The 16182-nt window shown below is 37.2% G+C and carries 9 protein-coding genes; 7 read left to right on the top strand and 2 right to left on the bottom strand.

Going from position 1 to position 16182, the window contains the following annotated elements; genetic code table 11:
- Positions 1 to 127: 127 nt before the first annotated feature.
- Positions 128 to 898 carry a CDP-diacylglycerol--serine O-phosphatidyltransferase gene (gene pssA / locus PKC21_09730; GenBank protein ID HMR25618.1) on the top strand — a complete coding sequence of 257 codons (771 nt, stop codon included), beginning with the start codon at positions 128 to 130 and terminating at the stop codon, positions 896 to 898.
- On the opposite strand, the gene PKC21_09725 is transcribed toward pssA, so the two are convergent.
- Positions 879 to 2564, bottom strand: coding sequence for a hypothetical protein (locus PKC21_09725; protein ID HMR25617.1), 1686 nt, complete (start codon positions 2562 to 2564; stop codon positions 879 to 881). The two genes, pssA and PKC21_09725, sit on opposite strands and share 20 nt — an antisense overlap.
- 130 nt (positions 2565 to 2694) lie before the next feature.
- Here PKC21_09725 and PKC21_09720 point away from each other — a divergent pair, with 130 nt between their 5' ends.
- Together PKC21_09720 and PKC21_09715 are read left to right on the top strand one after the other, a co-directional pair.
- On the top strand, positions 2695 to 6135 hold the full coding sequence (locus PKC21_09720) for a hypothetical protein (protein HMR25616.1): 3441 nt from the start codon (positions 2695 to 2697) through the stop codon (positions 6133 to 6135).
- 80 nt (positions 6136 to 6215) lie between these two features.
- Complete coding sequence (locus PKC21_09715) at positions 6216 to 7070, top strand: DUF4097 family beta strand repeat-containing protein (GenBank protein ID HMR25615.1); 855 nt, start codon at positions 6216 to 6218, stop codon at positions 7068 to 7070.
- A 33-nt stretch (positions 7071 to 7103) separates the two neighbouring features.
- On the opposite strand, the gene pepE is transcribed toward PKC21_09715, so the two are convergent.
- On the bottom strand, positions 7104 to 7832 hold the full coding sequence (gene pepE, locus PKC21_09710; GenBank protein HMR25614.1) for a dipeptidase PepE: 729 nt from the start codon (positions 7830 to 7832) through the stop codon (positions 7104 to 7106).
- Between the two features lie 244 nt (positions 7833 to 8076).
- On the opposite strand from pepE, the gene PKC21_09705 reads away from it, so the two are divergent.
- The 4 genes from PKC21_09705 to gyrA all read left to right on the top strand — a co-directional run bounded on the left by PKC21_09705 (position 8077) and on the right by gyrA (position 15922).
- Positions 8077 to 9513 carry an OmpA family protein gene (locus tag PKC21_09705; protein HMR25613.1) on the top strand — a complete coding sequence of 479 codons (1437 nt, stop codon included), beginning with the start codon at positions 8077 to 8079 and terminating at the stop codon, positions 9511 to 9513.
- A gap of 131 nt (positions 9514 to 9644) precedes the next feature.
- Positions 9645 to 10754, top strand: a complete 1110-nt coding sequence (recF, locus tag PKC21_09700; GenBank protein ID HMR25612.1) for a DNA replication and repair protein RecF — start codon at positions 9645 to 9647, stop codon at positions 10752 to 10754.
- Positions 10755 to 10914: 160 nt separating this feature from the next.
- Positions 10915 to 13323, top strand: coding sequence for a DNA topoisomerase (ATP-hydrolyzing) subunit B (gyrB, locus tag PKC21_09695; protein HMR25611.1), 2409 nt, complete (start codon positions 10915 to 10917; stop codon positions 13321 to 13323).
- 133 nt (positions 13324 to 13456) lie between these two features.
- A complete protein-coding gene (gyrA, locus tag PKC21_09690) occupies positions 13457 to 15922 on the top strand; it encodes a DNA gyrase subunit A (protein ID HMR25610.1) in 2466 nt (821 codons plus the stop codon).
- The last annotated feature ends 260 nt before the right edge of the window (positions 15923 to 16182 follow it).

Raw genomic sequence — 16182 nt, 5'->3', positions numbered from 1 at the left:
AAAAATTTTATAGCATAGATTTACTATGTTTTATTTGAATACTTAAATAAAACATCCAAGTTAAGGTCTTGAACAAAAGTTGATTCTTCTGGGTTATCCTACTATGTTAAGTTAAAGGTATCAATTGATGAGAAAAGGCATTTACATACTTCCAAATTTGGTTACGACGGGTAATTTGTTTTTTGGTTTTTTGTCTATTATTCATAGCTGGAATTACAGTTTAGGCTATCAAGACAGTTTGTTTAAAAGCGGCTTGTTTATTATGATTGCCGCTGTTTTGGATATGTTGGATGGGCAAGTGGCGCGTAGAACCAATACAGGTTCACGTTTTGGTGAAGAGTATGATTCATTATGTGATGTGATTTCTTTTGGGATTGCACCCATGGCCATGGTCTTTGCATGGGGCCATTATTTTACGGAAGAACTGGCCTTGGTGGCCTGTTTTTTTCATCTGGCCTGTGGCACCATTCGTCTGGCCCGTTTTAATGTGCAAAACAAAAGTACAGAAAAAAGTCATTTTCAAGGCTTACCCATTCCCATGGGCGGGATGTTTTTTGTGTTGAGTGCTTTAATTTTTAAACCCAACCAAGATATTTGGTTCATGGAGGGTGAGAGTTTTATGCTCTTGTGCATGTTAACCGTTCCTTTTTTAATGGTCAGTCAAGTGTCTTACCTATCCAGTAAATCGTTAAGCCTCAATCGCAGACAACCCATGCATGTGTTAATGCCTTTTCTTTTTATGACCATGGCTCTATGGATCAAACCTATTTTAACTTTGTATGTTTTAACCTTAACTTACATTGCATCTGGCCCTTTGGGTGTAGTTTTAAGAGCAACAAAAAAACTGTTCAAGAAAAAAAATACGTCTAAAAAACAAACTATATCTCATTTAAAGTAGAGAATAACTTTTCTTGTATCCATTGCAACTGGTCTTTATTAAAGTTTTCTTCTAAACAGCTGATCAGATTTTTAAGATCAGTCTGTGCTTGTGGTCGGAGTTTGTAGGGATCATTGGGGTCATTTAAAAACATTCTATAAGGCATGAAAGTTTCATCATAAACTTTTTTTTCAACATTGGTTTTGGGTGAGTAGGTCAATTGCTTTTTTAAGGATTCCATAGACATCTTAAAATTTGTGGTATGGATGGGGCCAAGATACTGCTGGGAAAAATCATGGCAAGTATAGCAATTGGCTGCGCCTCCCCAGGTTTTAATAGGCTTTTCAAAACATTTGCTGGCCTGTGGAGATGAAACAGGATCTCCTAAAATGGGCCCTAGATCACTGACTTGATAAAGATATAAACCTTTGCGAGAATCTCTAGCTTGTAAATATTTTGGGAAATGAAAAATTTTGCCATTGGCCATAAATTCAGAAGCTTTGGAGCTCTTATAACCATCATAAACATAAGGATTATTCAAATAAAAACCATCACTGTAGTCAGCAAAGAATCGGCTGTCTTCCGCTAAAAGATTAGACATTGGACCTGTTCTAATTTTGTTCATTTGAAGGTGACACTTCATACAGCTTTCATTAGAAAAACGATTATTGGAAGCACTTAGTTCTCTATTTGGAGACTTATCAGAAAAATACTCTTCATAAAAAAAACTCTGCTGCGGAGATCCTTCTAAATCATAATTGCCACTGATAATAAGGATATTATCGCTATTTCCATCAAAAGGTAAAATAATACTTTTACCCCATGTAGAGCCGGCAATTTCTTGTTCGTAGTAGAGGACTAAACGAAGATTTAATTCACCATTAAATTTAGAAGCTAGTTTTGACTTAATTGGATAAAACAAAAAAGCTTGTTCACCAAAGTGTTGGCTTAATAAATAATGAAGGTAACCCAAAACAGAATCCAATTGTTTTAAATTATCATCATTAGTTTCTTGAAGTATTTTTATATAGTTTTTATAGCTTACTTCATAAGCTTTCCAAAAAAATGACTTATAGAATATTTCAGGAAGATGTGAACTAACCGCTTTGAAGGGTTGATTAGTATTGATAAAGTTATAATAACCTAAAGCATCAGCGCTAAGACTTACGCCGTTGATCTTATTAATATAAAGGTAGTTGTTTAGCGTTTTGCCAGAAAGGGTATTTTTAAAAAACTCATTAAATGGATGAGTAGTTAGGGTTAGATTAACTGACTTAGTAATCAGTGTTTCCAAGGATTTATTGTGAGGCTTAAGATATTGATTCAAGGCCCAATCAATCAAACGTTCTTTGTTCTGATAAAAATCAAGATCTAATTCAGAAGAGTGATTGTTCAGCAAAGAATATTCTTTTTCTGGAAAACGACAAACAGCTTGTTCGTTCTTATAACAAGATTTCCAGAGTCCATCTTCTTGAAAACGCAAGTTGAAAAAATTACAGTAATCGCGAAGCTTTGTATGATCAAGTTCCGAATACAATAAACAAAAACCATTGGACGTATCATTAATAGAGTAAAGTTTATTTTCTTTTGCATGGCCTAAAGAACTGAAAAATAAAGCAACTAGGCATAGAAAAAAAATTGCCACAATATTCAATTGTTTCTGAAAAATTTTTATTAAAAAATCCATAATCCCCTACATTAATACAAGATCAATCTATCATATAAAGCTAAACAGTTTCAAGTCAGTAATTTAAGATGAATAGAGGAAAAGAGATTAAAAACTGTTGAAGAAAAACAGAGTGAGGTAAATTTAGTCAGTGATGATAAAAAGAATTTATTTAGCTTTATTAGCGTTTATGAACTTTGGGTTTATTTATGCACAAGAACAAACTCAAAAGCTAAGCTATCAATCAGGACAGAGTTTTTCTAACTTTACAATTCAACAGGTGTATCATGCAGGTGATCAGCAAAATATAGGTAGTTATTGGCAACATGCATCCGGCTTGAAGCTGTTTGTTTTACAGTTTGATACGGTCCCTCAGACGGCCATTTGGGTCAGTACACCACCTATTTCAAACCAAGGCCATTCACATGCTTTAGAACATGTCTTGTTGGGTAAAAGTAAAAAAGGCCGTTATTTGGACATGCTGGAAAAATACAATTTAAGCACATCAGGTGCCCTAACCTATCCCCTGTACACTCAGTATAAGTTTAAAAGCAAAGCCGGTATGGCTGAGCACAATACAGTTTTAGCTACCACTTTGGATGCTTTGTTCAATGCAAGTTTGGATGAAGAGCAGATTCAACAAGAGCTCTATCATTTTGCGGTCAAACAAAATCAGAACAACAAGTCCTTAAGTTTGATTGAAAGTGGAGCGGTGTATCAAGAAATGGAAAGTTATGAACAGAGCTATAATGATTATTACAGCATGCTCAAAACCATTTTAGGTGAGCAACATCCCTACTCTAAAATTTCAGGCGGCGATCCTTCTGCAATCAGAACCTTAAAGCCACAAGCCATTGCTCAGTTTTACCAAGATCAGTATAAGATTGGACCAGGCATCAGCATGCTCAGTTTTTTACCCGTTAATGCAGATGTTAAACAATACTTACACACCCTAGATGGTATCTTGCAAAGGTTGCCACAAGCAAAACAGCAAAAGCCTTTATCAGAGATCTATCCGGTGAAAGCCCAAACGGCTTTAAAAGGAAAAATACAGACAGTTTATAACGCCAGTCATCAAGAGGATAATTTGGTCAATGTAAGGTTTGCTTGGGACGTGGTGAATAATATCAGCTATGAAGAAGACATTAGCCTTGATTTATTTTTTGATAATCTTAATGATTATTTAAAAGAGACTTGGGTTAAAACTAAAAAACTACCGGTTGAAACCTTGTCCTGTTATACGACCAGAATCAATGTGCAACAACTTTACCCGGCTTGTTTTGCCAGCTTAAGCCAAAAAAACAACAGGCAAAGCAATATTCAAAACATTCAAGACAAATTGCAAGAAGGCATTGAACACTTTATGCAGCTTGAACAAAAGCCAGAATTAAGAAGTAAGGCTTATAACAAAGCCAAGAGTTTTATTGCGGGTAAGATGTTGAACTATGAAGTTATATTTGAATATGTTCCAGATGATGACAGCTTAGAAAGTTGGAAAAGAGTTTTGGCCCAGCTAAGCCAGAACAAAGCATTTGAACAAGATCTTTTTTTTATGGATATTTTTAAAAAATTGAATCAAACATTTTCCAGTGAGAAAAGCGCCTGGGATGAAAGTATTGTCAAAGCCGGTTTTTTACAGACACCGTATATTTTTGTAGGTGTCCCAAGTCAAAAGCTCAGTCAAAAAATCAAACAAGCAAAAAAACAAAGAGTTCAGAAGCAGCTTGCTCACTTAAAACAAATGTATGTCCAGGACAATGAGCAACACGCTTTGCAGGCTTTTGCTAAACAAGAAGAAAGTAAACAAAAACAGTTTCACTATGAACGCTATCCCGATTTTCCAAAACAGTTTATTCTCAGCCCAGATCCAGAGCTTAAATACAAGCACTATAAAAAACAGGGTGTTGAATACATTGAAACCTATTTTGAGCATAAAAACAGTTTGGATTTGAACATCTTAATTAATATGGATGATTTACCGCAAGCGTATCAGCTCTATGCCAACGCCTTGCCCTATTTGCTTAAACGCATAGGTATCCATAAAGACGGTCAGCGTTACAGTTACCAAGACCTAGCCGATGAATGGTACAAAAAAGGAAAATCTTTTGCTTACGGTTATGAGAATATCAAAAAACAAAATTATTTTAACTTAGGTTTGACAGTGCAAAATATCAAGTATTTGGACGAAGCTTTACAAGCTTGGCAAGACAATCTTTTGTATGCTGATTTTAGTCTAGAGAACTTAAAAGAGTTACGTTACTTGGTGAGTCGAGGTTTAGAGAGTTCAGAGCAGCTTACCCAAGATCCTGGAGATCATTGGGTCCCAGATTTATTCAAAGATATCGAGAATGGTATAGAAGGCCAGGAACTCAAGTTAAATTTAAACAGTTATTACAGCAGTCGATATGATGACTATCGTTTAAAATGGTTATTGACCGATCCCGTTACCAACAAAGAGTATCAAAGCATTAAAAACTATTTTGCCCAGTTAACCCAGCAGACAAGTAATAAAAGTAAATTGATAGAACAGCTTAATCAAGAACATGTTGATAAAACAATTGCTGCCATTGCCAAAGATCTTAAGTTAATTTTAGCCAATGTTCCGCAAGAGACGATGGCGGAAGATTATCAGGCAAGCATGAACATGATTTTGACCGCTCTGCAAACACCCATAGAGGAGAGTTTACAACAATTTAAAAACTGCATAAGCTTTTTGCTCAACAAACATAAGCTCAAAATTGTTATGGTAGGCAATCAAAACAATATTCACCTAATGCAAGTCCAGCTCAATAAACTGTTGCCCAAGTTTTTGCCCAAAAAAGCCAAAAGCAAACTGTTAAAGGCAAACAAACCAGCCCTGCCCTATTTTTTAAGTCGTCTGCAAAGCCGATACCCGCAAATGGATAAAGCCTACCCTAAACATTTATTTTTTGAGACTGCCAACAAAAGCAAAGCCAATGTAAAATTTAAAAGCAAAGGTCCTGGACTCAAAGATACAAAAAATAGGGATATGATTGATTATATGTCTAGCTTGATGTTTTCTGGTTCTGGCCCCAAGAGTTTTTTTTACCAAACCTGGCAAGCAGGTCTAGCCTATAGCAACGGTATATCTGCTGAGAAAGAAAATGAGAAAGTATCTTATGCTGCGTATAGGGTTGGTGATATGGAAGCCTTACTGGCTTTTGTTGAACAAGCGGCCCAAGAAGAAAAAAACTTTGATCAAAAAGATTTGGATTTACTTTACGTTGATTATTTTAATGATTTATCGCGCAGAGACCAATCTTTAAGTTCACGTGGTTGGAACCAGGCTCTGGATATTTTTTATCAACAGCAGCCAAAAGTGTTCATCAAGCATGCAAAAAAAATGTTAAAGTTGCGCAAAAAAAAATCAACCCTTAAAAAAGTTCAACAAGCATGGGATCAAACTTGGGCAAGCATTTGGCCAACAAGTAACAATAAAAAAATGCAGCAAAAAAGAGAAAGTGTGTTTTTGTATGTTGGGGATGAAAACGACTATCAAAGCATCCAAACCAAGCTGCCCAATCAAACTTTATATAGAGTATATGCCCGAGATTTTTGGTTTATTGATTAAGGGAGTGTTAACAGAAATGTCGATGTATTTTCTATTAGATAGAATTTGTCAAAGTAAGATAGAAAGACTATGCTAAGTCCATGATGATAAGATTGTATTTATTCCAATGTATCGTTGTTACATTATTTACAAGTTTAGTTTTTGCCTTTCAAACAGAAAACTTTTCTGCAAAGGGCTTAAAAGAATTGCACTTAAAAAATTTATCTGGGGATGTTGTGATTACCGCCAGCAAAAGCAATCAACTTAAAGTAGATTATGAAAAGATTAAATTCTCCGAGCATTGCAGTCTTGCCGTGGATAAAAAACCAGAAAGCATCTGGATTGAAGTTAAAAAAAATAAAAAGCCTTGGGGGGAAGATTGCAAAGTTAATTTTGAGATCAGTTTACCCAAAAAAACGGATATGGAGATCAACATTGGATCAGGTAATTTAAATATTATTGGGGTTGAAGGAGAATCCAAAATCAATATCGGTAGCGGTGATTTAAGTTATAAGGCCGCTTGGATTGATGAAATTACAGTTAAATCTGGTAGTGGTGATATTAATATCCATGGCCTTGCCGGTGAGGTTGATATTTTAACCGGTAGCGGAGATGTTGATCTTGATTATGCAGAGCATGCAGTTCCGGCCTCTTTGGTGTTGCGCAGTGGTAGTGGCAGCATAGCAGCCAAAGGTTTAAAGGGAGACACAGACATTATTACAGGAAGTGGCAGTATTGAGCTTTCTTACAACCAAAAGTTACAAGACAAAGGTGAAATCTCAATCAAGTCCGGCAGTGGCGATGCAAAAATCCACTTTCCAAAAAGCCTGAGTGCTGTGAAAGTGGATCATAAAGCGGCCAGTGGCAGAGTCAAAAGCGATATTGCTCAAAAAGACGACGCAGCATGGAGCATCTACATGCGCAGTGCCAGTGGTGATCTAAAAATCATCCAATAATATCAAAAGGTAGGCCGTACCTTTTGATGCAACTTAATCTATTTTTACTGGGGCATTGCTTTTAAAGATAATAGCATCTTGTTTAGGTTTTAACAGCTTAGCGTAGCCAACCGGTCCCAAGGTGTAAGCATGACCATTTACTTTTAAATAGGCCCCTTCAGCCATGGCCAAAACGGGGGTGTCATTTTCTTCATGGTATTCACGCAAGCGGTCATCACGGCTCTCCCCACCATAGGGTTGTAAGTGTTCTTGATCAGGACCATAATAGAGTTTGCCCTCTGTATAATGAGCATTGATTTGAAATGGAATAAGATTTAAAGCGTTAAAACCCTTGGGTGGGCACATGATGGGCATGTCATTGGTATTAGCAATGGTGGGGCAAGCCACATTGGTTCCCGCACTGATCCCTATATACGGCATGCCGGATAAAACTTTTTCACGAATCACGTCCAACAAGCCATGCTCTTGCATGCGATACAACAGTCTAAATGTATTCCCACCTCCAACATATAGGGCCTGTGCTTGTTCAATGGCCTTGAGTGGCGAGTCAAAACGATGAATCCCTAAAAACTCAACATCCAAACCACTGAAATATTGCTCCTGAACGTTTTTTTCATATTGGTCATAATCTGCTACAGCATAAGGAATAAAAATGATCTGCTTTACTTGGGTGCTATGCTGTTTAACGGCCTCTTTCCAAGCATTCACCCGCTCAGGAATTTTATTGGTACCGCCACTACCTAACAATAATGTTTTACTCATAGGCGCAAACCTGCATTTTTTTTTGAAAATGGTCAAGCATCCTATTTGTTTTTATAAAAAAGAGTAATGGTATAAAAAAAACCTATGATTTCAATAAGAAAAACTAAAAAATAGTAAAAAAGCTTGCTTTTACAAGGTTTTTTTAAGAGACTTTGCAAACGTTATGCAAGGCTTGTTTTAACAGCGCAATTTCGCCCTAATGAATCAAGCTAAATGTTTAATAAAAAGAAGGAGTATAAAAACAATGTCAAAATTGAAACTATTAATTGCGTCCTTCTTGTTAGCCGGCGCGAGCTTTGCTGACCAAGTAGATACGCATTTATTTAACTTTTCAAATACACTGGAAACAGTGAGTGTTCATGGTGCATTGAATCCAAACAGTGAACTTGCTAAGCATGGTTCACGTGTTGTTTTTCGTGTTGCCTATGATTATCAAAATGACCCGTTAGCTATTGCAGCAGGGGGTAACCAAATTGATCAATTGGTTGATGATATCCAAACCATCAATGCTGGTTTTGGTATTTTGGTTCATCCAAGAGTTTTGTTGGGTGTAGACGTGCCTGTGCATTATGTTGATTTAAACCCAACAGGCGCAGCAGCAACAGGCGTTACAGACCAAGAAAACTGGACTGTAGGCGATGTTGGAGTGCATGCAAAATTAAGATTAAGTGGTGATGATTCTAAAGTTGCAGTTGCTTTAATGCCATACGGTATTTTGCCGACAGGTGATGCAGATTACTTTGTATCTGATGATAGCTATGCTTTTGGAGGTAAAATCTTAGTTGATACTAGAGTTGCTGATCGTGTAGGCTTGTATGCAAATGCAGGTTATACTTACTCTAAAGATGCTAACTTCCAAAATATTGATCGCGACAACCGTATTGAGTGGGGTGCTGCAGCGAGCATAGATTTGGTGCAAGGCAAAGGTGCTTTAGATGTTCTCGGTCTTAACTTAGAGGGTCTTGGGTCAGTTAATGTGGTTGACTATGAAGATGATCAAAACCCAATTAATGTTCGTGGTGGTTTAAGAGCAAAATTAGGCAAAGCTGTTTTGTTTGGTGGTGCCTCATGGGACGGCTGGGGAGAGTCTGAAACTTCAGACTTTAGTTATTATGGTGGATTAAAGCTTGCTTTAGGTGGTGCAGCTCCTGTTGCAGCTCCAGAGCCAGCTCCAGCTCCAGAACCAACACCTGAACCAACACCTGAACCGCAAGTGATTAAAGAAGTTATCAAAGAGAAACTTGAAGTGGTTAAAAAAGAGTTGAGTGTTGTTCGTGAGATCAACTTTGCAACCGGCAGTGCTCAAATCAAACCTGAAAGTCATGCAATCTTAGACAGTGCAGCAGAAAAACTGAGTCCATTCATGGATCAAATTTCTACCATCACTGTACATGGACACTCAGATACAACAGGTGGTGCTGCGTTTAACAAATCTTTAAGTCAAAAACGTGCTGAAGCTGTAGCGGCTTACCTTGCTGGTCAAGGCATTGACGCTTCTAAACTTAAAGCAGTAGGTCATGGTGAAGAAAATCCAAAAGTATTCCCAGAAAAAACTGCTGAAGACAGACGTTTGAACAGACGTGTTGAGTTTGTGGTTAAAGATACAGTAACCGTAGAGAAAAACTTGGATGTACAAAAAGAAATCGTACCTGCTGATGCAGAAGAAGAAGGTGACGAATAAAATTTTTTTGGAACAACCAAAGAACTTAAAAAAAGGCGCCTATACGGCGCCTTTTTTATGTTGAATGACAAGTGTATGGATAATGAGAGAAGCTTTACTTCAAACCAAGAAATGTATAGGTTTCTTGCTGCATGATTCGTATTGATAAAGTGAAGTTGGAAAATGCTCGCCCCTATGACTTATGTCAGATTGAGCCGCATGCGCACCTTAATGTTATTGTTGGAGACAATGGCTGTGGCAAGACCACAGTTTTAGAAGCCATTTATATTGCCTTAACCGGAAAATCGTTTAAAACCAGCAAACTCAAAGAATTTATTCAAAATGAAAAACCCTACTGTAAAATTCAGGTGACCTTAAATCAAGAAGAAAGCAGAGAAGTTGTCTTAAAAGCACGCAGCAAAGAGTTGTATAAAAATGGTGCAAAAGCAAAAGCTTTAAGTGAATTTTGTCAGGGCATTGCTTGTATATCTTTAATTCCTGAAGATGTAGCCATGATTAATGGGGCTTCACAGTACAGAAGAAGATATTTAGATCACATTTTGTTTTATCAAGACCCCGCTTATGCTGGTCTTTTGCAAGACTATAAAAAAGCGCTGACTCAAAAAAACAGTCTGCTTAAAGCCAAGCTTGATATAAAAGTTTATCTGGACCAGGTATCTCCTTGGCATCAACAGATGATTCAATACAATCAAAAAATTCGTCAAAAACGCAAGAGCGTAATAGACCAACTTTTTCAACCGATTACTAATTATTATACTGAGATCAGTGCAGGCAAAGGGCAACTGACAGTTAGCTATAAGCAAAACGAATCAGATTTTGCACAATCCATTGCAGAAAAGTCAGTGCTTGAGCATGCATTGGCCAGAAGTTTGTATGGCAGCCATAAAGATGATGTTCAGCTGGACTTGAGAGGTTATGACCTCAATCATTATGCTTCACAAGGAGAAAGAGCCTCAGCCTTGTTGGCCCTTAAATTTGCTGAACTGAACCATATTAAACAAATCAATCAAAATATTATATTGCTCCTGGATGATATAGGTGGAACTTTAGATGCAAAGCGACGCCATGTCTTATTAGAACAGCTAAAAACAGAAAAATATCAGACTTTTATTGCCAGTGCTGATAAAAACATTGAAGAAATGAGTCAAAAATTGGGGGCAAGTATCTATAAACAAAAGCAAATTGAGTCAGGTTTTACAGAACATTCACTGAAATCTCTGCTCTGGAAACAGCAAGAATAACTCAAAACAAATCTATATAACTATTTAATTTTAAAAGGTTTTTTGCGCATATTTTGATAAATTTATGCTGGCCATTGTGCGCCAAGACGTGTATAACAAGCAAGTTTTGAAAAATAAAAAGGGTGAAATACGCTCTTAAAAAAAAGAAAAAGGATTTATTTTGGCTAAAGATACATCAAATTATTCAGCATCGAGCATTAAAGTTTTAGAGGGTTTAGAAGCCGTAAGAAAAAGACCTGGTATGTATATTGGAGACACCCATACTCGTGGTTTACACCATTTGGTTTATGAGGTGGTTGATAACTCCATTGATGAGGCTTTGGCGGGCTATTGTACTGAAGTAAATTTGATCATTCACGATGACAATTCTATTACGGTTAAAGATAATGGTCGCGGTATTCCAGTGGGCATCCATGAAAAAGAAAAAATTCCAGCCGCACAATTGGTGCTGACTAAATTGCATGCAGGAGGTAAATTTGATCATGGAACTTATAAGGTTTCTGGGGGTTTGCATGGTGTGGGTGTATCGTGTGTGAATGCCCTTTCAGAAAAGCTGGAGCTTGAAATTCATCGAGAAGGTAAAAAACATCAACAATCTTATGAACGAGGTGTTCCCACCAGCAAGCTAAAGGTTGTGGGTGACTCTAAAAAAACAGGAACCACAGTCACATTCAAACCAGATACACAAATTTTTGAAGTCACCAAGTATTCGTATGAAACTTTAGCCAGTCGCATGCGGGAATTGGCTTTTTTAAATTCTGGTATCACCATTACCATAGAAGATGAACGAACCGATAAAAAACAAAAATTTAAGTATGAGGGTGGTGTTGAAGAGTTTGTTAAATACCTCAATAAAAATAAAGAGACTTTTCATAAGCCGGTTAGCTTAAAAGGCAGTAAAGATAACATTGAAGTAGAGCTTTCCATTCAATACAACGATGGCTATTCAGAAAATGTTTTTACCTTTGTTAACAATGTTAACACCATTGAAGGGGGAACCCATTTAATTGGCTTTCGTTCAGCCTTAACTCGTAGCATTAACAACTATGCAACTGAAAATAATTTGCTCAAAGGCGTGAAAGAAAAACCTTCAGGGGATGATGTCAGAGAAGGATTAACCGCTGTTATTTCAACCAAAGTTCCAGATCCTCAATTTGAAGGACAAACCAAAACCAAATTGGGTAACTCTGAAGTAAAAGGTATTGTTGAGACCATTGTTAATGAGGGCTTGTCTAACTATTTAGCTGAGCATCCTAGAGAAGCTAAAAAAATAGTTTTAAAAGTGGTTGAAGCTGCCCGAGCGCGTGAAGCTGCCCGTAAAGCCAGAGATCTAACGCGTCGTAAAAGTGCGTTGGAGTTTTCATCTTTGCCAGGAAAGTTAGCAGATTGTCAGGAAAAAGATCCAGCTTTAAGTGAGTTGTATATTGTTGAGGGAGATTCAGCGGGAGGTTCTGCCAAACAAGGACGTGAACGCAAGAGTCAGGCTATTTTACCCTTAAGAGGTAAAATTCTTAATGTGGAAAAAGCACGTTTTGATAAAATGATTCAATCCAATGAAATTCAAACTTTAATTCAAGTATTGGGCACGGGGATTGGTAAAGCAGATTTTAATATGGAAAAATTGCGTTACCATAAAATTATTCTTATGACCGATGCGGATGTCGATGGTGCACACATTAGGACGCTGTTGTTGACTTTCTTTTACAGACAAATGCCAGATATTGTTGAGCGTGGTTATTTGTACATAGCGCAACCACCGTTGTACAAAGTTAAAAAGAAAAATAGTGAAAAGTATCTCAAAGATGAAGCCGCACTCAACAGCTATTTGTTAGATTTGGTGGTGGAAGATATAGAGTTACACTTGCCTAAGAGTAAACAAAAATTAACCAAGAAAAAATTGCAAGAGTTTGTCAGTCAGTATTTAAGCTATCAAGATAGCTTGTTGCGTGCCAGTGGCAAAAATGAATGGCGTGTGGTTGATGCTTTGTTGATGCAAAACTTGGCCAGCATGGAAGCATTTAACAATAAAACCAATTTTGAAAATCTACAGAAAAAAGTTACAGCTTATATACAACAAAATTATCCACATATTATGCCAGCAGTTTACCAACTTCAAGAAAACGAGGGTGAACCAGTTTGTGTGATCAGTAGCAAAGATAAAGGCATGAAGCGAGACACTGTTTTAAATGCAAAGTTTTTAAATAGTGAACGCATGCAAAACTTGATCAAGAAAGCAAAAGCAATGCAAGCTTTTCTAGATGAAAGCTATGAGTTGGTTGCCAAAGATAAAAATGTTGAAAAATACAGTTTGTTTGATGTGGTGAAATATATTCTAAGTTTTGCCAGAAAAGGTTTAAACATTCAGCGTTACAAAGGTTTGGGGGAAATGAACCCAGATCAATTGTGGGAAACCACCATGGACCCTAGTAAACGCAACTTACTTAAGGTTACCATTGAAGATGCTGTAGAAGCCGATGAAATTTTTACGGTGCTGATGGGGGATGCGGTAGATCCACGTCGGCAATTTATTGAGCAAAATGCCTTGGCAGTTAGAAATTTGGATGTATAGGGATTAAAAAATTTTTAAAATATATGATAACAAAGCAAAAAATAAATTTCGTACTGCGAGTTTGGGTTGCATAGCAGTCTATTGTTTGAGCAGATAAAAATTGTTTTTTGTTTTGTAAAATGGAAGGAACGTTATGTCATTAATGACAATAGATAGAGAAACACCAAAATCCATTGTGGAGGAAATGAAGGCCGCTTATTTGGATTATTCCATGAGCGTTATTGTTGGGCGTGCTTTGCCTGACATCCGTGATGGTCTTAAGCCGGTGCATCGCCGTGTTTTGTATGGCATGTATGAAATGGCCAACTATCACAACAAACCCTATAAAAAGTCGGCTCGTATTGTGGGGGATGTCATGGGTAAATATCACCCACATGGTGATACAGCTATTTATGATACCATTGTGCGTTTGGCCCAAGACTTTTCTATGCGGCACCCATTGGTGGATGGTCAAGGTAACTTTGGATCTGTTGATGGTGATGCAGCGGCAGCCATGCGTTATACAGAAATTCGTTTGGATAAAATTGCGGAAGAGTTTTTAGGAGATATAGATAAAGATACAGTTGAATTTGCGCGCAACTATGATGATTCTTTGAATGAACCAAAAGTTTTGCCTGCAAAAATTCCTAATCTTTTGGTGAATGGGGCCAGTGGTATTGCGGTGGGTATGGCCACCAATATTCCACCACACAACTTGGGTGAAATTTGTGATGCCTTAAATGCCTTAATTGCCAACCCCAAATTGGAAGACAAAGAGTTATTTAAAATTGTTAAAGGACCAGATTTTCCAACGGCAGGTTTGGTTTATGGCAAAAGCGGAATCAGAAAAGCTTATGAAACCGGTCGCGGTAAATTTAAAATCAGAGCAAAAACTACTTTAGAAGCCATCAACAAAAAAGGCGACAAGCAAGCCATCATTGTCAATGAGTTGCCTTATCAGGTTAACAAAGCCAGATTGCTTGAAACCATTGCTCAACAAGTTAGAGATAAAAAAATTGAAGGTATATCTGACTTAAGAGATGAGTCTGATCGCGATGGTATGCGTGTTGTTATTGAACTTAAAAGAGACGCAACACCAGAAGTTGTTTTAAATAAACTTTATGCCAATACACAAATGCAAACCTCTTTTGGGGTGATTATGTTGGCTTTGGTTAACAACAAACCCAAAGTAGTCAGTTTGCGTGAAGCCTTAAGTTTGTTTATTGCACATCGCAAACAAGTGGTAACCCGTAGAACTTTATTTGAACTTAAAAAAGCCCAAGCCAAAGCCCATATTTTGGAAGGTTTAAAAATAGCTTTGGATAATTTGGATGCAGTGATTGCTTTAATCAGAAAATCTAAAGATCCAGTGATTGCTAAAGAAGGTTTGTGCAAAAGTTTTAAACTGAGTGAAAAACAAGCCACCGCTATTTTAGAAATGCGTTTACAACGTTTAACCAATCTTGAGCGTGATAAAATCATTCAAGATTACAAAGACATTATAAAACTGATTGAAAAACTTAAAACCATCTTGGCAGATGAGAGTTTGGTTTACGAAATTGTCAGCAATGAGTTGGGCGAAATTAAAGAACAATTTGCTAACCCAAGACGCAGTCAAATCAAAGCAGAGATTCAAGAATTTGATGAAGAAGATCTCATTGAAGAAGAGGAAATGGTGGTTACCTTAACCCATGCTGGTTACATCAAACGTAACCCGGTGAGTTTGTACAAAAGTCAAGGTCGTGGCGGTAAAGGTAAAGTGGGTACCGGTGTTAAAGATGAAGATTTTGTGACCGATGTCTTTGTGGCCAGCACCCATTCTTATATCATGGTCTTTTCTGATCGTGGCCGTGCGTATTGGTTAAAAGTGCATGAAATTCCACAAGCTGGAAGAGCAGCAAAGGGTAAGCCTATTGTAAATTTGGTTCAACTAAAAGGCACTGAAAAAATCACAGCTATTTTACCGGTAAAAGAGTTTACAGAAAATAAATTTATCATGATGGCTACACGCAAAGGAAGCATTAAGAAAACAGACCTTATGCAGTTTGCAAACCCGCGTTTATCAGGGATCATTGCTTGTAATATCAGTGATGGAGATCGTTTGATTGGAGTAGAGATCACTGATGGTAAAAACGATGTCTTCTTAGCCACTAAAAATGGATTGGCCATTCGCTTTGGTGAAAAAGATGTGCGTAGCATGGGTCGCCAAGCCGGAGGTGTAAGAGGGATTACGCTTAAAGGTGATGATGAAGTTGTTGGTATGAATGTTCTTGTAGAAGAGAGCACCATTTTAACCACAACTGAAAACGGTTATGGTAAGCGTACTGACACCAAAGAATACAGAGCACAAAGCAGAGCAGGTAAAGGGATTATAACCATTAAAGTAACCGATAAAAACGGGCCAGTTGTAGGGATTACACAAGTCACGGATGAAGATGATGTGATGTTAATCAGCAATCAAGGCCAGATTATTCGGACCAAAGCCAGTGGTATCTCAGTGATGGGTAGATCCACGCAAGGCGTTCGTTTAATGAAGGTTAAAGCTGGTGAAAGTCTGGTATCACAAGCAAAAATTATTAATGAAGATACTGCACAAGAAGATTTACCTTTGGATGAGTAATCAATAACCTTGTGAAAACCAAGCTTGATTTTGCCTGGAGGTTTTCTGGTGTTTTAAATGCTTAAGGAAAAACACATGCAGTATGGTCCCCTAGTTAAGGGTTTGTATTTAAGGATACAAACCCTTTTTTATAGCAAAAATTATAACTATTCGCGTTATTTTGAAGGCACATAATAATTAATATTATTAATTTAAAAAAAAATATTATTAATTTTGTTGTTTTTATGGCCTGTGTTAGCAGAAGAGTGTTGATAAAAATA

The sequence above is a fragment of the Oligoflexia bacterium genome (genome assembly GCA_035326705.1).
Taxonomy (GTDB): Bacteria; Bdellovibrionota_G; JALEGL01; order JALEGL01; family JALEGL01; genus JALEGL01.
The sequence above is the reverse complement of the archived record's forward strand: the minus strand, read 5'-3'. Positions and strand labels throughout refer to the sequence as shown.